The organism is Anaerospora hongkongensis (assembly GCF_004339805.1).
Lineage (GTDB): Bacteria > Bacillota > Negativicutes > Sporomusales > DSM-15969 > Anaerospora > Anaerospora hongkongensis.
Genome location: NZ_SLUI01000008.1, coordinates 215,723 through 237,672 on the forward strand (window position 1 = coordinate 215,723; position 21,950 = coordinate 237,672).

Genomic DNA, 21,950 nt, shown 5'->3' on the forward strand with positions numbered 1-21,950 from the left:
CATCTCTCGGATTTTAAATTCTTTTCCTGGAGTGTGCTGCTTTCTGTCTTGCCGGGTACATTCCCCCTTTCCCAACCGGGTGAAATAAAAAAAATGAATCTTCCCGGCCAATATGGCAGGAAGATTCATTTCAAACAACATAATACTATATCTATACAAAAACCCGGCGCAAAAAATACGCCGGGAAGAAGTTAGGTACAATGGTATGTACAAAAATCTCCTCCCCATCGCTCGTGGGTAAAAAACGGTGATCGTCAGATAGGCAGTTCTCCTGGCTCTAGATCATGGCTTGCCCAACCTTCCCAAGATTCATATCTCAGTGGTATATATGGGTTTGCTCCCTATTACAGTGGCGGGACCGCGCCGGTATTGCACCGGACTTCCCTATTAAGCCCTTGCGGGCACCTATCTCAATATATGAAATTGTGTGATTTGACATTTTATTCTATAATTTGTATCAATAATAGCATTTTATTCCTTCCTATGTCAAACTCTTTTACAACAAAAACCAGATTATGCGGATTAATCGTTTATTTTCTCGCAAAAGCCGCTTGGTTACTGTACACCTAAACTCACTTATAACTATAGATTTTATGTATAGCAAGGAGCCTATGATGAGATTTCTTACAAAAGGCGATAAAATCCTTATTTCGATACTCTTTCTCTTTTCTATCTGCACCATTCTCTACAGCTTTTCCCTTTATCCGAATCAGGCGGAAAAAAGTGCTGAGGTGCGGGTTAACGGCAGTTTGGTCAAAACAATGCGCCTTCGGGAAGGCTACCGGGAAGAATACCGCATTGGCGGTCAAAGTGAGTACGCGATTATCGAAGTAGATTCAGGAAAAGTACGAATCCGGCAGGATGATTCCCCCCGGCAGATTGGCGTACATACCGGCTGGATTCGTACGCCCCCCCAGCAAATTATCAATTTGCCGTACCGGATTGTAGTAACGGTTGTCTCTTCAGAATCGCAGGATATTGATGACATTATCAGATAAAGCATTTAGGACACATGACAAATAACGGCCACCTTCAGCGGGCGGCCGTTATTTGTCATGTCTTGCTTAGGGGTTCTTATCTGCTTGTTTTAATGCTTTTTTCGCAGCTTCGGCAAACTGGTTATATGATACGGTTGCTCCCGATACGGCATCAATTTTATCGACATCCTGCGTTTCGATTAATTTGGGACCATAGGTAGCAGCCGCCTTTACCGCAAGCTGTGCTTTATTATAAAACTCTTGATTTTCTATCTTTCCACTGGTTTTGCCATATTCTTTATCCTTGATTGTACCGTCTTTTTTGATACCGCGATAATCCACTTGCGTGATCTTGCCATTTTTAATCACCAGAGCAATTTCACCAATTGCGCCATTTTCATCTGCACTACTCTTAGCGGTAAATCTGCCATCCTTATAATTGCCGCTAACAGTAATATCCTTATGACCGGCAGCAGCAGGACTGGCATCCTTTTGAGCGCAGCCGCCCAGCAGCATAACCGGCAAAAATACGGCTAATACCAACAGCCATTGTTTCACACCTGCTACCTCCTATCCAATCTTTCGCCTGTCGGCAATCCGTCCATGTTCCAATACGATCCGGTTTTGGGCAAGCTCAGCAACTTCCGGATCATGCGTTACCATAATAATCGTATGTCCCTCTTGATGCAGCTTCTGGAAAATCTCCAATACCAGATTGGCATTGGCCTCATCCAGGTTTCCGGTAGGTTCATCGGCAAGAATCAGCATGGGATAATTAATTAAAGCCCGGGCGATACAGACGCGCTGCTGCTCGCCACCCGAAAGCTGACTGGGCAGATGCTTGGCTCTGTCCTTCAGACCGACTCTGTCTAAGGCAGCTAATGCCTCAGCCTCATCCGGCATACTGTGGTAATATTGAGCAATCATAATATTTTCCAAAGCGGTTAAGTATGGCACTAAGTGAAACTGCTGAAAAACCAGCCCCACTTTATCCCGGCGAATCGTTGTCAAATTGCGGGAGTTCAAAGTGGAAATATCCTCACCATCCAGGATAACCGTACCACTTGTTCCTTTATCCATACAACCAACAATATTCATTAAAGTAGTTTTACCGGAGCCGGAAGGTCCCATAATGGCCAGCCATTCGCCCCGTTCTACCGTAAGATTAATATTCTGCAGCGCTTTTACACTGTCATAAATCATCGAAACGTCTTTTAGTTCTAATAAACTCATGAATCAACAGCCTCCTTACTCGCCCCGTAAAACGATAGCCGGTTCAACGGCGGTTGCAACTCTTACCGGAATCAGGCAGGCCACTCCGGCTACGACAATTGCGACTACAAGTGCACTTACCGCAATAAACGGCTGAAAAGAAATCGCCCTGCCAAAGACATTTACACTCACCGTTTCGGCAAAAAAGAACCCAAGAACCGTTCCCAGCATTCCACCCAGTGCCCCCAGTGTAAGCCCTTCACCTAAAAACTCCAGGGCAATACTGCGGTTTTCTGCGCCTAACGCTTTTTTAAGACCAATCTCTTTTCTCCGTTCTGCTACCACTGCCATCATTGTCGTAGCGACACAAATAAGCGTTAACAGGAGAACAACGATCGTTACCAGATACACCAGCGCCTGCAATTTGCCCAGGACCATTGCCTCAGACTGTGTTACCCGCTTAACCAGGCGCGGGGTGACCCCGGATACCTGCGTTTCCACATTGCCGATCAGCGAATTGAGCTCCGCTTCCGTAGCCATAATACTAGCCTGGGCCACACTGATCTGTCCATCTTTTTGCAGCATTTTCTGCAGCTCAGGCAAATCCATAAACAGGAAGTTTTCTTCTGTTCCGCCTGTCCGGACAATGCCCGCAACTTTTACTTTACTTTCACTGCTGCTGTTGGCAGCTGACAGCGTTATCATTTGTCCGGGCTCTACCTTTAACAGCTCCGCAACATCGGCACCAATGACAACATCTGTCGTATTAGGAGCCGGCCATTGTCCGCGGACCTGCCAGTATGGACTTACTTTTTTTACTTCTTCAAAACGAGTACCAGCTACCATAACCGGCTGCTCATTTACCTTGGCGCGGTCATATAAATAGGGCGCCATCCCTACCAGCTTTTCCTGCGTTAGCAGGGCAGTTGCACTCACAACATCTTTCTCCTGCAAGGTTTGACTGCCGCCTGTTGGGATTAAAACCAGATTTGCACCGTAAGAACGGAACTCCCGGCCCATTTGGCGGGGTACATCATAATAAATCGTTACCAGCCCGGACAGCACCGTCGCACCAATGGCAACTGCCAGCAAGGCAACAAACATGCGTGACCGCCGACGGATAAGCGAATGGATAATCATTTTGCCGAACATCGAATATTTTGTCATAGTTTACTATCACCTGCCATGAAGTACTTCTGCCGGACGCAGCGACAGCAGCATCCTAAAGGCAGGAAGACTGCCTGCCAAAGTAACCAGAACCACTAAAATCATTACTATCGGTATAACCATTCCTTTTGCTTCCACTGCTGCACCAAAAACAGTCTGACCGATAATCTGCGCAAAGCCAAGCCCCAGAAAATACCCCGCTGTGCCGCCGGCAATGCCTGTTGTCATCGTTTCAGACAATGTTGACAGCAAAATTTCCGAGTCGGTAGCGCCCAGTGCCTTTAATAAGCCGATTTCCCGGCTGCGCTCCATCACGCTGGCCGTCAGCAGATTCGAAATGCCCAAAGCCGATCCGGCAAGACTGAGCACTGTTATCAGCAGCATCAGCAATTGTGTTTTCTGCAAAATGGCCCCTTCCGATTCGGCAACCTGCCTCACCGGCTTAGCCCTCGCTCCCGAAATCGCCTCTTCAATTTGAAAGGATATCGCACTTACGTACGCCGTACAATACCAGGTTTCCCATTCCTTCAGCGTTAAGCTTTTAGGATTATGTGCCGCCTTACGGGCCAAATCATTGTCAGGAGTGGTAATCGCACTCACTTCTACCTTTGTTACTTTGCCCTCCATATTACTGAACTTTTGAACAAAGGACAGCGGGACAAAAATCTGTTCATCCTCTGCACCACCGCTGTTAATCAGTCCTTGAACCTTTATCTTTTCTCTGCCGCCGGCAGAGGAAGTAAGCTGCAGTTCATCACCGGTCTTGATGTTCAGTTTCTTTGCAAGCAGGCTGCCAACCATCGCGCCATGTACATCGGTATCTTGAGCCCATTTTCCATCAATAGACCACCAGGATTTTAATTCTTTAATCCCGGTTTCTACGACTTCCCCTGTAGGCAGTTCCAGTTTTTTCTCAAACCAGGTGCCAACTAATGTCACTTCTTCGTGATTGGGACCAAGACTGGCCTTAGCCTCAAGCGTCGGCGCAAAAGCGACAATATTATTTGCCCAGAAAATCGTTTTCAGCTTACCAAGGTCAGCCTCCTGCAAATATTGTCCGGCTGCCCCTGCCCCAGCTTCCACTCCGTATAACTCCTTCAGTACCGAAGCAGAGCGGGGAGTAACAGTTATATTTGCACCATAGGCTTTCAATTCCCGATTAACTTTATCTCCGACGTCAAGCATAACATTCAGCATCGCCGTCGTCAGCGAAACGCCAAGGGCAATCGTAAGCGCTACCATAAACATCTTGCGCCGCTGCCTGCTCAGGGCGCCTTTCAGCATTCGCCAAAACATACCTCGCCCTCCCTACTTGAATCTGCCTTTTTCTTTTTCCAGCGCCGCCGCCGGAATAACCAGTTTGCCTGCTGTCATCCGGTATTCTAACGGAACCGGATTGCAGCCGCCTTTAAAGCCAATGGTGGCTTTGTTCATTACCACATCACAAAGCTTGCAAACCACCTGATCTTCCCGCTCGTAATAGCCGGTAGGACCACAAATATCACAGGCATCTAATCCTACTCCATACGCGGAGCCACTTTTCTTAATAATAATAAAACGCAAGGTAGTACCGTTTGAAGCCCGGAAGGAAAAACGATGCAGCCTTCCATCGCTCACTTTTTCCAGGGGTATAGAAATGGCCCCCTGCACAGCCGCTACCGGTACTGCAGGCGTGATTTCCACTTTTTGGTCGGCATAAGCCTTACCGGCTGTGGATAAAACAAATACCAGCAGCAGGTTTACCGCAACAACGGTTCCCCAATTTAATTGCTTGCGCACGGTTATCAATACTTTTCTATATTGCGCCGGATTTAAATCATCCCGCTTTGTTGCCTTGCGCCCTTTGTATAAAATGGCGACAAGCGCCAACGTAACGATTAGAAGAGCATACAAAAACCAGGTTTGATAATTAATAAGGGGAATCATGATTCCAAGAAGCCATTTTTTCATAGGAATGACACCGCGTCCCAGCAAGACTTGAATAACGACTACAAGCTGCTGGGCCATAACGACAATAAAACCGACCGTGGTAACAGTCAGCAAACGGCCCACCGGCAAAACTCTCGCCACCCGGAAAACAGCCACACCGGTCAGTAAGGCCAGACCAAAGCCAAGCACACAGCCAAGTACTTTAAACAAAACCTCCAGACTAGCGAGCGGATTAGCCGCTATCAGCATATTGGCCGGGAAATAAAAAAATTCAAAACCCCGATATAAAATTAAAGTAAAAGCAACTGTAAAAATTAATTTCCCGGGGATGGTTGCATTTGACTCAGGATAACCTTTTCGTTTGGCTTTCCAAAAAAAGTTAAGCAAGAGGATTCCTGCAAGCAGCGCTATCCCTAATACGATGCATTCATAAATTTCACGTTTAATAAAAGTAGAGCTTAGGCGTAGGATAACAACTGTAAAAGAACTAAGGAGACCACAGATCACCCCATGCCAAACATAGCTTTGTAAGTTTTCCCGTTCCTGCTTTCCTAAAAAAGCCAATAACATCGCTACCGGGATTACTGCCGCCGTGATATTCTGCACCACTGGTATAAACGTTTGCAATACTGCCATGAGATATTGTACCATCTGTCCCCCTCCTTCCCATCAAATATATTCGAGAAAAAGGTCCGGGAGTTTTCCCGGACCGCTATGATTACCAGTTTCTTGGCACGAAATCAAACACCCAGTGAAGCGTTACAGGGTTTTCCCAGAAGCGGCCTTCAACACCGGTTTCCTGGTCAACGTGAAGCATGTAGTTTTGCTGCAGTGGGCTGGCAATCGTGAAAACCACATCATAGCTGCCTGCCCCCAGCATTTTAACGTTAGCGCCATAGTGAGCTCCGTCGCTGGCATTCATCGGCATAAGGTTGCCTTCAATTACTTCGCCGGTACCTTGTTTGGTCATTGTGTAGTGTACAGAAAGATAAGGAATGAATTCGCCAACACCAAAGCCGGTTTTGTTATCTTCAGTAGCTTTAATATCTGTTTCGAGATGAATATCCGCCTGGTCAGGTGTTAAGCCCATGCCGGCAGGCTCCATCGTAATCGGCTGGAAGTAGATAGCGGCAACGGTAAAGCCTGCTTCCGTAACTTCCTGTTCATCACCAATCGGATACTCCTGGAAGCCCGCAGCGAATACCTGCGTTCCCATTACAAACAGTGCCAGCATCATAACCAATGTCATCAGTGCAAATTTTCTTGTTTTCATTATGTAGTAGCCTCCTAAATATGTTTTATTTATTTTTACAGCAGCTAAAAATAGAACAACCTCATCCCGTTTGCTGTTTGCTACAAGCCTTTTGATCTATCGCCTTTGTGCATTATGCTGCAGCTTCAGGAGCCGATTGACGGCGGCGTCTAACCATCACCCCCCCTATCGCCAGAAGCACAAGCGCAATTTGCGGCAAAAGAGTCTCCCAGGTAGGATAAATCCCTAAAAGGTCAATAGCCTCCATGCCCGGTATCAGCGTTACACCGACAACTCCGCCTGCCTGCAGCTTATTAACTCCGCTGCCTGCAAAGCTTACCGCCAGACAATACATAAAAATACTTGTTCCCAGGAAAAACGGTTTCAGCGGTATTTTCATACTGCCATAATGAATCACTCCGTAAATTATAGCCAAAGCCACACAACCTGCACCAAATCCCATCCACACGGCATCAATATGTGCTCCCACGTCACTTAGTAAAGCTTGATAAAACAGGACAACTTCCGCCCCTTCCCGGTACACTGCCAAAAAAGCGGCTAAACCAAGAGATAAGGCATTACCGCCACTTACGGAATGCTGAACCTTTCCTTCAATATAACTCTGCCAGGCTTTTGTGTCGGCTTTGCTGATCATCCAGCGGCATACGGATAAAAGAACAACCACGGCAATCAGTACGGTTACGCCTTCCATGATTTCCTGATTGGCTCCGCCAATATTAAAAATTTGATTAATTGCAATCGCTGTCAGCAGACTTGCCAAAACTGCCAGGAAAGAGCCGTAATATACCACCGTCGTTTTGCTGCCATTACCTGACTTATTCAAGTAGGCCGTAATTGCACCGATAACCAGGATTGCTTCAAAACCTTCACGCACCAGGATTAGAAACGTCGGCCAAAAAACTTCAGCGGGACCTTGCTGCTTGCCTGTACCACCCAATTTAACAGCATCTTCACGCAGCATACCGACTAGTTCATCCATTTCTTTCTTTATTTCAGCCTCAGGTGCACCATTCGTCATTAACTTCTTAATAACACTGAATTTATATTCTTCCGTGCTGCCCCGGCGTCCGGAAATGGTTGAACTAACAGTAAGCTCCATACCTTCTTTTTCATAAACACCGTAATAAGCATCATTAACCAGTTTTTTCGCTTTATCTAGATTTCCTTGCTTATAAGCATCCAGTGACTGGGTCATGGTTTTTTCGATTTTATCGACAACCTTTCCCCACGACGCTGCAGCAAAACCTGTATGTTGCGCAGCAAACATGAAAACAAGCGGCATTAGCAAAATAAGCAGTATTTTACGCATATATTCACCTCCTTTCCCTAATCCGCGCAGTTTGTTTTTAATGGTAATAGTAATCATTCTCATTGGCAAGCGGTAAAAAAGGCAGGTTTCCGTAACCCGCTTCATGATCAATAACGTATTCTATAGAGAATATAACTCCGTTTTCTGCTTGTGTCAAGAAAAAAATGGAAAAGCGGTAGCAATTCTCATTATCAAGTATTTACTATTTCTCCCGTATTTCAATCATAATATAAAAAAGCTTTCCGGATATATATCCGGAAAGCTTTTTTTCAATGGTGACCCACGATGGACTCGAACCATCGACACCCTGATTAAAAGTCAGGTGCTCTACCAACTGAGCTAGTAGGTCGCATTGGCAGGGGCGGCTGGACTCGAACCAACGCATAACGGAGTCAAAGTCCGTTGCCTTACCAACTTGGCGACGCCCCTACAATATTTTTTTTGGGGTGACTGAAGGGGTTCGAACCCTCGAATAACGGAGCCACAATCCGCCGTGTTAACCGCTTCACCACAGCCACCATGTTCATTTTGCAGGGAACATTGTCCCTTGCGACAAAATATATTCTATCACGCTTTCATTCTTATGTCAAGCACAATTTTTATATTTTGTTTTTGTGCTGCGACGTTGTCTGGCACTTAAGCCAAACAACGTCACGACACTTAAACAGTATAGCAGATCTCTTTAACATAATCAATAGTCATAATTAATTTTTAAACATGAAATTTTACAACTGCCTCTTGCAGATCACCTGCAGCTTTCGCCAGACTTGCCGCCGAAGCAGCAATCTCCTGTACAGCTGCATTTTGCTCCTCACTGGCAGCAGCTACCTGTTCTGCACTGGCAGCATTAATCCGGGCTGCATCTGCAATACCGTGAACAGCCTGATCTACTTCATCGCTGGCCTTCTGCTGCCGTTCGGCCAGGCTGACAATTGCTTCTACCTGAACATGCATATTCTTAATTGCATCAAAAATCTGCTGGAAAGCGGTACCGGAAGACTGTACGACCTGGACACCGGCCGCTACCTCTTTACTGCCGCTGTCCATAGCGTTCACAGCAACGGCTGTTTCCTGCTGAATAGCCCCAATGATTGCAGCAATCTCCTTTGCCGCATCTTGTGATTGTTCGGCCAGTTTACGCACTTCTTCAGCAACAACAGCAAAGCCACGCCCTTGCTCTCCGGCCCGTGCCGCCTCAATGGCAGCATTCAAAGCCAGCAAATTAGTTTGACCGGCAATATTGGTAATCAGATCAACGATTTGTCCAATCTGACGCGATTTATCGCCAAGTGCATAAATCATTGCAGCCGCCTGGTCAACCTGCTGTCTGATCTGTTCTATCCGGTCTACGGCATCATGAATCTGCCCTTTACCCCATTCCGCTGCCTGCTCGCTTTTAGAGGAAGCCAGCGCAACGGCCTGAGCTGCCGCAGTAGTTTCCGACGTATTGGTTACCATACCGGTAATTGCCACGGTAGAATTGCCGGACAGGGCCACTTGGCGGGTAGCACCTTCCGATACCTGCTGAATTGCAATTGCCACTTCTTCCGAAGCTTTACCAACTTCGCCTGACGAGGCAGCCAGCTCTTCAGCAGCGGCAGCCACTGAATCAGCCGTATTCCGGGTCTGAATAATGATTTGCCGGAGCGCAGCTGTCATTTGCTCAAAAGCGACCGCTAAGTTGCGTACCTCAGAAATACCGCCAACGGCAACGGATTGCGTTAAATCCCCCTGGGCGACAGCGCGGCTGACATTAACCAGATTTTGTAAAGGCCTGGTTATATTCCTGGCAATATAAAAAGCAGTCAATCCTGCCGCCACAACTGCCAAAATGACGACTACCAGGACAATCATCGTCGTTGAAATCAACGTTTTGTATGCTTCGCTTACAGGCTGATAAATTACCACTCCCCAGCCGTACTTGGCAATAGGCGAAAACGAGGCAATGGTATTATCTCCCCGGCTGGATACAGCTTCCATATATCCCGCCTTACCCTGCATAACTTGTTTTACATAGTCAAGGGAGGCAAAGCTTTCTTTATTAATTACCCTGTCATTGACCGGATTATAGATAACCGTGCCTTTATTATCAACGATATCTAGATATCCGGTTTCGCCAATCTTGACTTTTGACACGATATCCGCGAGCGCTTTTAAGCTGATGTCAGCGGCAAAAACCCCGATAACCGCACCGCTTTTATTGCGGATAGGCGTCGATATCGTTACAGTAGGAGCGTTAGTAAAAGCCGAGATGTAGGTATCCGTGAAATACGTATTGCCTTTTACCGCTTCCAGAAAATAAGGCCTGTCCCCGCGGTTAGCCAGCTTACCGGAAGTTCTGGCAATTTGCATTCCCGTAGCATCCATCACAAAAAATAATTCGAACTGAGGATTGCGCTGTTGAGCAGCTATAATCATATCGGTTACCGAGCCGCCATCCATTGACTGGGTCGTAGGCGAAGCAGCAAGCGCTTCCACCAGGCCTTGCGAATCATCCAGCATACGTTTGATCTCACTGCCCAGTTGATTGGCCAGCATGCCGTTATCATGCGCCATATCTTCACGGGCTGATGTAATGTTCATATAAAGGCTTACAACACCGCCTGCGGAAGCCGGGAGAATAGCAAATAGGATAAATAAGGCAACTAAACGGAATTGTAAACTGGTATTTTTAAACATTTTATCCACTCCTGTATGATTATGGAAGATAGATTCGACAATACAAATCATTTTTCCTTTCTATATCCTACAGATCCTAAGGAAATAAAACTCCCCTGCCACGGTAAGGCAAGGGAGCTTTCGGCAAACCTCTGCGCTATTTTTCATTGCCTGTGGTCACAAAAGCAAAACCGCCGCCCAGCTTCGATGTAGTCAGCCAAGCATTCAAATCAAAAGACAGCCTGCGCCCGCCGTCATAACAGGTCACAATATACCGTTGTGCCTGCTCCTCATAAACGAGTGCCGTCACAATAATCCAATGCCAGGTTTCCAGGCATTTCTCCTGTCCTTTGTCCAAATTCAAAAATGCGATGGGACAATCGGCAGCAAGTCCTTGCTCTAAGAAATCAACAGTCTGAGCGAGAGAACGCCGCCGGGACATACAAACAGGAACACTGAACCGGTGGCACGACCAGGCTAAATGGTGATGCCGCAAAAAAGCAGCCACTCCCCTGCAAAATTTTTTAGTGCTGCTCAGTCCCAGCCAGCCGGGTGTGACGAAGTCCCAAATTGCTTCAAGCGCTTCTGTTATAGCAGGGATCGTGTTATCCGTATAAGGCAGCGATCCCATTTCCCGTCTGTTTAAATACAATAGCAGCATGGTGGCTGCGGTCGGCCCGCAGCCGCTTGCGCGCTTTCTGCGGGTACTGTACCAGCTTTGACTGTACCCGTATCCGGTTTCCTGCCCGTATTTCACTTGCAGCCATTCAGGATGTCTGATCTCCATATTCGTTATCCTCACTTCGCCGAATCACCTGATCTTTAGTTTACACATGAAGTAGTATTCTCCTGCCATTGCAAAAAAACCCCGGCCTGCCGATTAAGCAGCCGGGGTTTCTTCGTTAGCTCATGAACATTTTAAGATCATCTTGTGGATTGGTAATGCCGCCAATGCCGAAGGTTTCAACAAGTACCTTCACTACATTCGGTGAAAGGAAACCAGGCAGGGTTGGTCCAAGATGAATATCCTTCACGCCAAGGTATAACAGCGCTAACAGTACGATAACGGCTTTTTGCTCATACCAGGCAATGTTGTAGGATATAGGCAGCTCATTCACATCATTCAGCCCAAATACTTCTTTCAGTTTTAATGCAATTACAGCTAAGGAGTACGAATCGTTGCATTGTCCGGCATCCAATACGCGGGGAATACCGCCAATATCGCCCAGCGGCAGTTTGTTGTAACGGTATTTGGCACATCCGGCAGTGAGGATAACGGTGTCTTGCGGCAATGCTGTGGCAAACTCCGCATAGTAATCCCGGCTCTTCATACGGCCATCGCAGCCAGCCATAACAAAGAAACGTTTAATGGCCCCGCTTTTCACAGCATCCACCACTTTATCGGCAAGTGCTAATACTTGATTGTGCGCAAATCCACCAATGATCTCGCCCTGTTCCAGTTCCTGAGGAGACGGACATTGTTTGGCGTGGGCAATAATCGCGGAAAAATCTTTCGGTTTGCCGTCCACCCGTTCGCCAATTTGTTTTAAGCCTTCAAAGCCGACTACACCGGTAACATACACGCGGTCTTTATAGCTGGCCTTTGGCGGTACCAGGCAGTTAGTAGTCATCAAAATCGGCCCGTTGAAGGTTTCAAATTCTTTATCCTGCAGCCACCAGGCATTACCATAGTTTCCGGCAAAGTGATCATATTTTTTAAAGGCCGGATAGTAGTGTGCCGGCAGCATTTCACCATGAGTATATACATCGACGCCGGTACCTTGGGTTTGCTCCAGCAGTTCCTCGAGGTCTTTCAGGTCATGACCGCTGATGAGAATAGCCGGGTTGCTTCTAACGCCAATACTTACTTTCGTTATTTCCGGATTGCCATAAGTGGTGGTATTCGCTTTATCAAGCAATGCCATTACATCAACGCCGTACTTACCGCATTCCATAACCAAGGCTACCAATTCATCCGCACTCAGAGTATCATCGGTTGTAGCAACCAATGCTTTTTGCATAAAGGCAAAGATGCCATCCTCTTTATAACCGAGAGTAAAAGCATGCTCGGCATAAGCAGCCATGCCTTTAACACCATAGATAAGCAGTTCGCGCAGGGAACGAACATCTTCGTTTTCCGTGGCTAAAATACCGATGGTCACTGCCTTTTCTTCAAAAGCTGCAGTATGATCAGCAAACCACGTCGCGCTGTCATGCGAAGCTTGTACCGTTATACCTGCTTCAGCCAAAGCAGCTTTTACTTCTTCCCGTATAACAAGTGCCTGTTTTATAAGTGCAACAAAGTATTCTTTATCAAAGTTAGCATTGGTTATGGTGGCAAACAGCCCTTCCATAATGAATTTATCGGCCTTCGCAGTAGCTATTCCTGCCTGGCGGGCTTGCAGAGCAAAAGTCGAAATTCCTTTCAGAGCGTAAATCAATAAATCCTGCAAATTGGCAACGTCCGCTGTTTTTCCACAGACGCCGCGTATGGTACAGCCAGTTCCTTTGGCTGTCTCTTGACATTGATAACAAAACATTGACATTGTATCTCCTCCATAATCAATAAATAATCGAAACTTACTGGATTTGCTTTCCTCTGTTCTTATCTTATAGCATTTGCCAGGTGACTTCCGTGATTTAAATCACTTTTTCCAAAAATAATAGACCGTTTTACTCAGAACGTACAACGGGAGCTAGTCAAAAGACTAACTCCCGCTACATAGACAATCTTCATGTTTCTAGGTTCAGTATTAATTAATTGGCCCGGCTGACAATTTCATACCGATTGACACTGTCACCAGCCAGCCGGTCCTGTACCTGCCGGAAACCATACGCTGCATTCGCTCCCCTGACAAAGCCGCTAAGCCATTTCCGGTAAAAGCCAGTCATCAGCCCGGCATCAGCCCCAACCCGCTTCCAGTTCTGCTCCTGCAGCCAGGCGCCGGTTTCCCAAATTACACGTTCCGCTTCTGATGTCACAACCATATCAGCCTGATCGCAAGGCATGCCGTTGAGATAATAATCGTTCAGCGCCTTATAGATGCCAGGAGCGGTGGTTAAATCGTATTTGGCCTGCCGGCCCGCATCTTTACCGGCTTGTTCGCCTTGTTCCTCAAAGGCTTGTTCGATAATATCCTGGGCAGTACCACCGCAGGTATCAAGCAGTTCCTTAATAAAAGCTGCTTCCCTGGATTCTACGACATTGATTTGCCGCTGCAGCCAGCCATGAATGTTATCATGATTAATCAACTCACTGAGATCAACCTCTGGCAGCGGTTGACCGTACATTTGCCAAACTTGGTCGCGCAGTTCTTCAGCGGTTGCGCCGCACATTTCAGCAGCTTTATTGTAAACAGCCTCTTCCCGCTTGCTGACCAACCGAATCTTCCCATACAGCCAGTAATGAATCGGTCCAATAAACGCACTCATTCGGGATCACTCCTTAAATACAATTTTATTTAATGCTGTAATAAGCTCCTGTACATCGATTCCATGAATCTCTGCTGCTTTTTCTAAGGCCTCACCAGTAGCCGAAGGACAGCCCAGGCAGCCCATGCCAAATTCCCGCAGCACTGGAATGGTCTGAGGATATACGCGGATAATATCTGCAATGACACTCGCCGCAGATATCCGGTCGCCAAACACCAGGTTGCCTTCCGTTAAACCACCTGGTATGGGCACAATCTGCTCCCCAGCTGACAATGGCTTGGCCGGAGCCTCAGAAACAGCACGGTTATGAAACTCTGCCAACACATCACTTTGAAATTTTTCAAAACCAATCCGGTCAATAAACTGACCCACCCGCTCAATATCCGCATTCTTTTGGTAATACCTGACAACAATGTCAATAATCCGCAGTGTATCATCATAATCTAGACCGGCAATCAGTTTATCGGCAAGCCTTGGATGAGAACCGGCACTGCCGCCCACATAAACATCCCAGCCTTCATCCGTACCGATAACACCGACATCTTTGATAACAGATTCCGCACAGGAGTTTGGACAGCCGGAAACCCCCATTTTCATTCGTGACGGCATTTCCTTCTTAATGTAACGTTTGTCTAACTCCAGCCCCAGCTTGATGCTGTCCTGCTTGCCCCGCTTACAGAAAGCAATTCCCGGACAAATCTTGACGCTGCGGACGCAGTTGGCAAATCCCATAGCGGGCTGCATTCCCAGCTCCTGCCAAATTTCTTCAATATCTTCCGCTTTTAAGCCTGTAATCATAATACGCTGCGCGGAGGTCAGCTTCAGTATTCCGTTATACTTTCTTGCAACATGAGCATATTTTTCCAGCACATCAGGTTTGATAAAACCGCCTGGTAAGTGCGGAGTTATTGCATATGTTTTTTTACCATTATGTATCTTTTGTAAATTGGCACCTTTCGGTAACATGGCCATCTGCCTCCTTAGTCTCTCTATCAACTCGCTACCTATATATTACCCTTATTTCGCATGCCTTACTTTGATCTAAATCACAAAATAAGGTGTTTTTTATTTTAAATAGAACAAAAGCACGGCTGATCCGTGCTTTTGTTCTATCTCCATTGCGTTATTCAGCTTGCGGCGCTTCCGGGGCAGCAGATTCTTCGGGCACATATTTCTCTACTTTTACATGCATAGGCAGGACAACAACAGAAGCTACTGCCTTATGCTCAGCGGTGTAAGCCGGACTGAAAACAGACTGCTTTACGGCCGTAATGACAGCTTGATCAAATGTCTCATCTCCCGAACTGGTGACCACTGTTAGCTCGCCATCCGGCAAGCCTGCCTCAGAAATTGTGATTCTCACCTTTACCACTACAGTTTGTTCCGAATATTTCTCCCTCAACTCGGGAGAAAGTCCAACGGGCGCCAGTTTTACAATGGCAGGCGGCGTAAGCGGGGCCGGCTCCTTAGCAAAAGCAGGCAAGGATAGCAATGTAAGCAGCACCAGCAAAAAAGCCGCAGTAGCAGCGAATCGAATAGTAGGGGCAATTTTCATGCGAATCATCCTTTCTACAGGTATTAGTCTTTTAACGGATTAGCATTAATTGTCAGCCGTTTTTACCACTTTTATGATAATAGTTCTCAACATATATAGAAATTCCTCTATTGGAAAGCGTTTTTTTACCCGCCGTATGAAATTTACCAGTAAACGTAACCTATCCGGTGCTCTCGCCCATCGACAGCATAATAACGACGCTCTGGGCCTGTTATCTTAGTTTTACCAACTTTATCTTTGCCGGTGGCTGCGGTAAGATAAAAGCGAAATCACTCAGAAAAGAGGTCCTTTTGATGTTCCGTATTCTCACCAGCCTGCTGCTTGCCATGCTTTGCACCCTTCAGCCGGCTTATGCCTTTCCCTTCATTGATAATGCTGCACAAAAAGTATTACGGCAAACCTGGGACGCCCAAACCTTCTCGGATTTAACAAACGGGGTAATTGCAGTTCCTGAGACAGCTGTCAATGAGTATCTTACACAAGTCCTGCCGGACTATCCTTCCATTCGCGAAGCTCATGTATCCATCCAGCCCGGCAATCAGATTATCTTACATCTCGATACCCGCGACAGCGGCCGTCTCCTCTTGAACGGGAAAATTACCCGCTTTGTTCAAAACAGCGAGGAGTCCAGTGTCAGTATTGTCGTAAGCCAGCGAAAACTGTTGGCCAAACCGGTAGCTTCGTGGTTTTTTTCCCATATTAGCCTGGGTATGCTGACCAAATTGTTCGGCAATCCCCTCACTGCGGCACAAGACAGCTTCACATCCCGGATTGACGGCAATGTTGTCACCATTAACTTCCGCCCCTATATTGACCATTCCCCTCTACGTACGCTCTCTATATACGGCACTTCCCCCGCCGACTTATTCAGTGTTGATTCTGTCAGTACCGATGCCGGAATTATCCGCCTCCATACATCTTATCACGGCTCTCCTTTCAGCCTGCAAATGCTGCAGCAGCTTATTTTCCAATAGCCAGCTTCCTACTCCGGTATTAACTAGATTGGCTAAGCAAGAACACCAGCTATCGCAAAGATAGCTGGTGTTTCTTTGCTTGAATCAGTAGAAACAGACAATACTATATTTTTTTCTATAAAAAAATTTTCATCCAATTGAAAATGATTATCGTTTTTGTTATTATAACCTAGAGGGAAATAGTAGCAAGTATTAAAAATCTTGGTATTACGAAACAATCTCAAATAACATTCTACCAAAGGAGTGATCCCCGTGAATCTATTTACCCAAGCTATTGACCTGTTTCACAAAGGCGGACCTGTTATGTACCTGCTGGCTGCCTGCTCATTGTTCGTCGTTGCCATCGCTGTCGAACGTATTTTATACTACCGTTCCCTATCCGCCGACAGCTCAGCCTTTCAGCAAAAACTGCAGCCCCTGCTGGAAAAGCAGCGCTTCGCTGATGCCATTCAGCTTGCCGAGCATTCTCCCGCCGCCATTGCCAAAGTGGCCCTCTCCGGTCTCTTAGCTCATCAGCGCGGCAGCCAGCTTGAAAACGCTCTCGAAAGTTCCGCTATGCTCACTGCTGCCCGCTTGCGTGAGCATCTTGACGAACTGAGCATGGTTGTTACTCTCGCTCCCCTGCTTGGCCTCTTGGGCACTGTTATCGGCATGATCAATTCCTTCAGCATTTTTAATGTCCAGGCCGGGCAGCCGATGGCGATTACCGGAGGGGTAGGTGAGGCACTTGTTGCAACCGCTACCGGCCTCAGCATCGCTACTTTGGCCCTCATCATTCATGGACTATTTTCCCGCCACGTCAACCATCTTGTCACCGATATTGAACAGACTGCCGCTCTTGTCATTAGTTATGTCCTCATTAAAAAGACCAGCCGGAGAGATGCCCATGAAATTGCGTAGCCTTCGCGTTGAAAAGCAGCCTGAACTTATGATTATCCCCATGATTGATATTATTTTCTTTCTGCTCGTCTTCTTTATGATGAGTACTCTGTATATGGTCGAACAGCACACCATTCCTGTCAATCTCCCCAAAGCCGCTGCCGCCCAGCAGGATAAACCGGCCAGTGTCAATATTGCCGTCCTCGGCAATGGCAACATCCTGTTTAACCAGGAAGAGCTGCCCTTGCCTTTGCTGGCTAAACGGGTCGGCCTGGAAATTGGCAAGCTGCCTGATACGGTATTTATTCTGCGCGGGGATAAGGACGTTCCTTACGGACAGGTCATTGCCGTGCTTGATGAGCTCAAACAGGCTGGTGCTCACCGCGTTTCCGTTGCTGTTGAGAAAGCGAGGTAGCGCCCATGAGTTACACGTATTACTGGCGCAAGGCCCTTTCTGTCTCACTCCTGCTTCACCTCTTCTTCCTGGCGGCAGCTGGTTACCTGTCTGCCGGCTGGACCGCCCCGCCGCCTGTCCAGGAGGTGCTGCTGGAGATGGATTTGGTCAGCGATCCGGCCGAACGGGCCGGTGTCAGTGCCCTGCCGCCCGCACCCTCTTCGGTACCGGAGGTTCCCCGGCAGTCTCAGCCGGTACCGGCTGAGGCGCTCCCCACAGAAGAGCCTGCCGAAGCGCTAGTCACCACAAGTGAACTGGCCATGACCGAAGCCCAGCCCGTAGCAGCGGCGGCGGCGGCACCAGTATCGCCGGGCGGCAGCCCGGACAGTACCGGCTCTTCTGCGATCGGCGGCACTTCGTCCGGCGGCAGTACCAAGGGCGGTGGTATTGCCGCCCCGGGCATCTTGTCCAAAGCAGATCCTGTTTATCCGTCATCGGCCCGTAAAGCTGGTCAGGAAGGAACGGTATTGCTTAGAATTGAAATTCTGACGAATGGCCGGACAGGTGCCATCAGCATTGCCCGTTCTACCGGCTATGCGGCTTTGGATGAAGCTGCTATAGAAGCTGTCGCTAACTGGCAGTTTATTCCCGCCAAGGATTTGGCTACCGGACGCGCAGTTCCCTGCACCACCACCCTGCCCGTGTCTTTCCGCTTACGCTAATACAGGTACATACAATGCAAAAAACTGTACTGAAATGACGTTTCAGTACAGTTTTTCTTTTGCTAAAACTAAACTTGCGGAATTTAGCCGATATTCTTTTCTCCATAGCTTTGCAGTGTACTCGGGCAAAAACCGGTACGTTTCTTAAACAGTTTACTGAAATAATACGGATCTGAATAGCCTACACAGGTTGATATTTCCGCAACGGAGCAAGCGGTAGTGCATAACAGCTCTTTGGCACGCCGCACCCGGTGTTCAATTAGATAATCATTCGGCCCCATGCCTATATGCTTCTGAAACAAATAGGCAAACTGCTTGCTGTTCAGGCCATATTGCGCCGCCAGTTTTGGGATAGTGAGCGGCTCCATATAATGACTATTGATATAAGCCATTGCCTGCTCCACAACTTCCCGGCCGCTTTCGTTACGCCGGTTGCCCGCACTTGTCAGCATTTCATCAATGATACAGAAAAATAAGGACTTGGCTCTTAACTCGGGCAAGCTTCCCGGCGTAGTGCAGCTGCCATGCAATTGATGCAGCAAATCATTGATCCGTGTATTATAGCCCGTCTCTAATTGAAAATGAGCGGCATCATACGAATACATCCCCTCGGTATTCCCTGTAATTAAATAATGGATGACCATAAAATCCCATTCAGTGTTGCCGATGACCTCTTTATCCAGCGTCATGTTGGGGCCGGCATGAAAAACCTTGCCATATTGCATTTCATACGGTACACCGTTAAAGAACATCCGGGCCCTGCCTCTCATCGGAAAAACTAAGCCTGAAAACGGCGGGGTGCGTACGCCAAAACACTTCTTGCCAGGCGGAATAACAGCTCGGCCCACATCGATAATCCGGATATTTACTTTTGCGTAATAATGGGCCAATTCATTAATATCAACATTCATTTTGAGCTGCCTTTCGTTTTACATGCTATATCAAAATACCACTAGTTTTTCACTATAAAACCATGACCTTCATTGATAATGAATATCATAATTATAGTTATTTGTCCTAAAGCTTGTCAATATTTTCTCATACTGTTCCGGTTGCCAGCCAGCAGTATTAGTATTTTCAAGGCGTAACGGTTAGTTTGGAAAATAATCCAGGACGTTTTAGAAATATATCCATTTACTCTTGTTTTTTTGCTTGTTATTCTATTGCATAGATATTGAGAATGATAATCAATGGGTCGCATTCACGACGTATGCAAAGGAGTCGAACCGTATGAAAAGAAAGATGTCCCGTACCCAAAAAAGTCTGCTTTATGCCTTAATTGGCAGCAGCATCTTCTGGCATGCACCAGTATTTACCTATGCGGCCGAAGACGGACATATAACCGGCGAGCAACAGGCGGCAGGCAGCACGACTGCCGAACAGCGTGAATTTACCTTACAGGGTGTTGAAGTAACCGCTGAGCGTGACCATGCCCTCCCTCCGGCATATGCAGGCGGCCAGGTAGCCCGCGGTGCTAATCTGGGCGTGCTGGGCAACAAGGATTTCATGGATACACCATTTAGTGTCACCAGCTATACTGCCCAGACCATGGAAGACCAACAGGCCAGTACACTACAGGATGTTCTCAGCAATGATTCTTCTGTCCGTTACGGTACTTCTTCCGGGCACCCCAACGAAAATTTTATTGTTCGCGGCCTAGAGGTAAATCACACCAATATTTACTTTAACGGCTTGCAAGGTTTGGCACCGCAGCATCGCGTTCCCGTGGAGTTTTTAGAACGGGTGGAAGTGCTTAAAGGGCCCAGCTCTTTTCTCTATGGTGGTATGAATACCTCAGTAGGCGGTGCAATCAATTTAGTACCTAAACACGCCGGTGAGAAAGACATCACCGACTTTACCACTAGCTACACTTCTGAATCCCATTTAGGCGGCCATCTTGATATCGGTCGTCGTCTAGGGAAAAATAAGGAGTGGGGTATTCGCTTTAATGGTTTATATGCCGACGGTGATACCGAAGTAAACGGCCAGTCCAGAGAGCGACTACTAGGTGCTCTAGGTCTGGATTACCAAAGCGACCGTTGGAATTTATCCCTGGATGCTTTCGGCTCACAGGAAAACTTTGATAATGGATACGTCTCCATGTATCAGCTGGATAAAGGCTATGTTGCAGCTCCTTCCGGCTCAACCAATGCATATAAAGGCACATCAGGTACAGCACGCAATAACGGACTGCTATTTAAGGGCGAATACGATCTACAGGATAATTTGACCGCTTACGCCAGCTTTGGTAAATTGTCCGTCAATACAACCGGCATGACTAATGGTAATCACATTAGGCTCCGACCGGACGGAACGGCAAATCTTCGCAATCTCTACAAACAGTATTTCTGGACCGACACGACTTCCGCAGAAATGGGATTGAGGGGCGATTATCAGGCCAGCGGGGTAAAACATCAACTGGTACTAAGCACTAGTCGTATGGACAGCGATTCTTCCAGTACCTTTAACAGTTATGTCCCCGGCACTCAAGATTATTCTTGGTCAGGATCAGCTATAGACCTTGCCAATCCTGGCTCGATTGGCGACCTTTTTGATCTGGTATCCTGGAAGGGAAAGGGCCCTAAAACGAGTGAAACGAAACTGAGCAGCTTACTTTTGTCTGATACGCTTTCCTTTGACGAGGAAAAAGTGCAGCTAACGCTAGGAATACGGCGGCAGAATGTAAAGATAAAAAATTTCAACGCTACTACTGGTGTCATGACATCCTCTTATGATGAACATGCAAATACACCGATGGTTGGTCTCGTCGTCAAACCGTGGGGAGAATCAGTAGCACTTTACGCCAACTACATTGAAATGCTTTCGCCTGGCCAGACAGTTACGAACACACAGTATAGTAATTATGGTGATATACTGACGCCCTATAAAAGTAAACAACATGAACTGGGCATCAAATGGGACAAAGGTGACTTTGCTCACACCCTCTCGCTTTTTCAGATCACAAAGCCAAGCTTGGCTTTAATTAATAATATACAATCCTATGATGGTAAACAGAAAAACCGCGGTATTGAATGGAATGCTTTTGGACAGACGTCAGAGAACTTGCGTCTATTAGGCGGCATCACCTATATGCAAGGCGAATTAGTTCGTGTTGCTACCGCTTCTTCTACTACCACAGGCAACACTCCCTATGGAATCCCCAAATGGCAAGTGAATGCGGGCGTAGAATGGGACACACCCTGGAATAAGGATCTAACTCTCTCCTTGCGAGCCGTATACACTGGAACGCAGTATCTTAACAATTCTAATGCTGATAAACTACCAAGCTGGATACGTTATGATTTCGGTACGCGGTACAAAACTACAGTCAATAATGTCCCAGTCACCTACCGACTCACTGTAGAAAACTTATTTGACAAGCACTATTGGTCAGGTGCTTTTAGTGATAATTTTGTCACCCTGGGCGGCCCCCGTACCTTTAAGTTATCGGCAACCTTCCAGCTCTAGT

General features: G+C 47.1%; 20 protein-coding genes, 3 tRNA genes and 1 riboswitch. Of the genes, 6 read left to right on the forward strand and 17 right to left on the reverse strand.

The features are described from left to right. Positions 1–244: 244 nt before the first annotated feature. Positions 245–424, reverse strand: a riboswitch (cobalamin riboswitch). Positions 425–611: 187 nt separating this feature from the next. Further along, positions 612–998: a NusG domain II-containing protein gene (locus EV210_RS13480; RefSeq protein WP_132081437.1), complete on the forward strand. Its 387-nt coding sequence runs from the start codon at positions 612–614 to the stop codon at positions 996–998. A gap of 66 nt (positions 999–1,064) precedes the next feature. Here EV210_RS13480 and EV210_RS13485 read toward each other — a convergent pair whose 3' ends face one another. From EV210_RS13485 to EV210_RS13560, 16 genes are all read right to left on the reverse strand, one after another. Further along, the gene (locus tag EV210_RS13485; protein WP_132081440.1) at positions 1,065–1,535 is read right to left on the reverse strand and encodes an FMN-binding protein; all 471 of its coding nucleotides are present in this window, start codon (positions 1,533–1,535) and stop codon (positions 1,065–1,067) included. A 12-nt stretch (positions 1,536–1,547) separates the two neighbouring features. Next, positions 1,548–2,210 carry an ABC transporter ATP-binding protein gene (locus tag EV210_RS13490; protein WP_132081443.1) on the reverse strand — a complete coding sequence of 221 codons (663 nt, stop codon included), beginning with the start codon at positions 2,208–2,210 and terminating at the stop codon, positions 1,548–1,550. 15 nt (positions 2,211–2,225) lie between these two features. After that, positions 2,226–3,356, reverse strand: a complete 1,131-nt coding sequence (locus tag EV210_RS13495) for an ABC transporter permease (RefSeq protein WP_132081446.1) — start codon at positions 3,354–3,356, stop codon at positions 2,226–2,228. 9 nt (positions 3,357–3,365) lie between these two features. Next, complete coding sequence (locus EV210_RS13500; protein ID WP_132081449.1) at positions 3,366–4,652, reverse strand: ABC transporter permease; 1,287 nt, start codon at positions 4,650–4,652, stop codon at positions 3,366–3,368. Between the two features lie 12 nt (positions 4,653–4,664). Next, positions 4,665–5,936, reverse strand: coding sequence for a Fe-S-containing protein (locus EV210_RS13505; RefSeq protein WP_132081452.1), 1,272 nt, complete (start codon positions 5,934–5,936; stop codon positions 4,665–4,667). Between the two features lie 67 nt (positions 5,937–6,003). Next, a complete protein-coding gene (locus EV210_RS13510) occupies positions 6,004–6,558 on the reverse strand; it encodes an iron transporter (protein WP_132081455.1) in 555 nt (184 codons plus the stop codon). 112 nt (positions 6,559–6,670) lie between these two features. Beyond that, entirely contained in the window at positions 6,671–7,867 is a 1,197-nt protein-coding gene (locus EV210_RS13515) for an FTR1 family iron permease (RefSeq protein ID WP_132081458.1), read from the reverse strand. A gap of 273 nt (positions 7,868–8,140) precedes the next feature. After that, positions 8,141–8,216 (reverse strand) — tRNA-Lys (locus EV210_RS13520). Between the two features lie 4 nt (positions 8,217–8,220). Beyond that, positions 8,221–8,296: transfer RNA gene (locus EV210_RS13525), tRNA-Gln, on the reverse strand. A gap of 13 nt (positions 8,297–8,309) precedes the next feature. Further along, positions 8,310–8,385 (reverse strand) — tRNA-His (locus EV210_RS13530). A 193-nt stretch (positions 8,386–8,578) separates the two neighbouring features. Next, positions 8,579–10,546 (reverse strand): methyl-accepting chemotaxis protein, encoded by a 1,968-nt coding sequence (locus tag EV210_RS13535; protein ID WP_132081461.1) that lies wholly within the window; start codon positions 10,544–10,546, stop codon positions 8,579–8,581. Positions 10,547–10,682: 136 nt separating this feature from the next. Further along, positions 10,683–11,312: a hypothetical protein gene (locus EV210_RS13540; RefSeq protein ID WP_132081464.1), complete on the reverse strand. Its 630-nt coding sequence runs from the start codon at positions 11,310–11,312 to the stop codon at positions 10,683–10,685. A 115-nt stretch (positions 11,313–11,427) separates the two neighbouring features. Further along, positions 11,428–13,071 (reverse strand): hydroxylamine reductase, encoded by a 1,644-nt coding sequence (gene hcp / locus EV210_RS13545; RefSeq protein WP_132081467.1) that lies wholly within the window; start codon positions 13,069–13,071, stop codon positions 11,428–11,430. Between the two features lie 211 nt (positions 13,072–13,282). Further along, entirely contained in the window at positions 13,283–13,957 is a 675-nt protein-coding gene (locus tag EV210_RS13550) for a hypothetical protein (protein ID WP_132081470.1), read from the reverse strand. A gap of 6 nt (positions 13,958–13,963) precedes the next feature. Further along, entirely contained in the window at positions 13,964–14,923 is a 960-nt protein-coding gene (locus tag EV210_RS13555; RefSeq protein WP_132081473.1) for a DUF1858 domain-containing protein, read from the reverse strand. Positions 14,924–15,080: 157 nt separating this feature from the next. Beyond that, the gene (locus EV210_RS13560; RefSeq protein ID WP_132081476.1) at positions 15,081–15,512 is read right to left on the reverse strand and encodes a TonB family protein; all 432 of its coding nucleotides are present in this window, start codon (positions 15,510–15,512) and stop codon (positions 15,081–15,083) included. Positions 15,513–15,805: 293 nt separating this feature from the next. Here EV210_RS13560 and EV210_RS13565 point away from each other — a divergent pair, with 293 nt between their 5' ends. From EV210_RS13565 to EV210_RS13580, 4 genes are all read left to right on the forward strand, one after another. Beyond that, positions 15,806–16,486 carry a hypothetical protein gene (locus EV210_RS13565; RefSeq protein WP_132081479.1) on the forward strand — a complete coding sequence of 227 codons (681 nt, stop codon included), beginning with the start codon at positions 15,806–15,808 and terminating at the stop codon, positions 16,484–16,486. A gap of 303 nt (positions 16,487–16,789) precedes the next feature. Next, positions 16,790–17,386: a MotA/TolQ/ExbB proton channel family protein gene (locus tag EV210_RS13570; protein ID WP_132081592.1), complete on the forward strand. Its 597-nt coding sequence runs from the start codon at positions 16,790–16,792 to the stop codon at positions 17,384–17,386. Then, positions 17,373–17,780 (forward strand): ExbD/TolR family protein, encoded by a 408-nt coding sequence (locus tag EV210_RS13575; RefSeq protein WP_132081482.1) that lies wholly within the window; start codon positions 17,373–17,375, stop codon positions 17,778–17,780. The genes EV210_RS13570 and EV210_RS13575 overlap by 14 nt, the downstream gene beginning before the upstream one ends. Before the next feature lie 5 nt (positions 17,781–17,785). Next, on the forward strand, positions 17,786–18,481 hold the full coding sequence (locus EV210_RS13580; RefSeq protein ID WP_132081484.1) for an energy transducer TonB: 696 nt from the start codon (positions 17,786–17,788) through the stop codon (positions 18,479–18,481). Positions 18,482–18,564: 83 nt separating this feature from the next. On the opposite strand, the gene EV210_RS13585 is transcribed toward EV210_RS13580, so the two are convergent. Continuing rightward, the gene (locus tag EV210_RS13585; protein WP_132081487.1) at positions 18,565–19,392 is read right to left on the reverse strand and encodes an AraC family transcriptional regulator; all 828 of its coding nucleotides are present in this window, start codon (positions 19,390–19,392) and stop codon (positions 18,565–18,567) included. A 319-nt stretch (positions 19,393–19,711) separates the two neighbouring features. Between EV210_RS13585 and EV210_RS13590 the strand changes: the two genes are divergently transcribed. Then, on the forward strand, positions 19,712–21,949 hold the full coding sequence (locus EV210_RS13590; protein WP_132081490.1) for a TonB-dependent receptor: 2,238 nt from the start codon (positions 19,712–19,714) through the stop codon (positions 21,947–21,949). Position 21,950 lies beyond the last annotated feature (1 nt).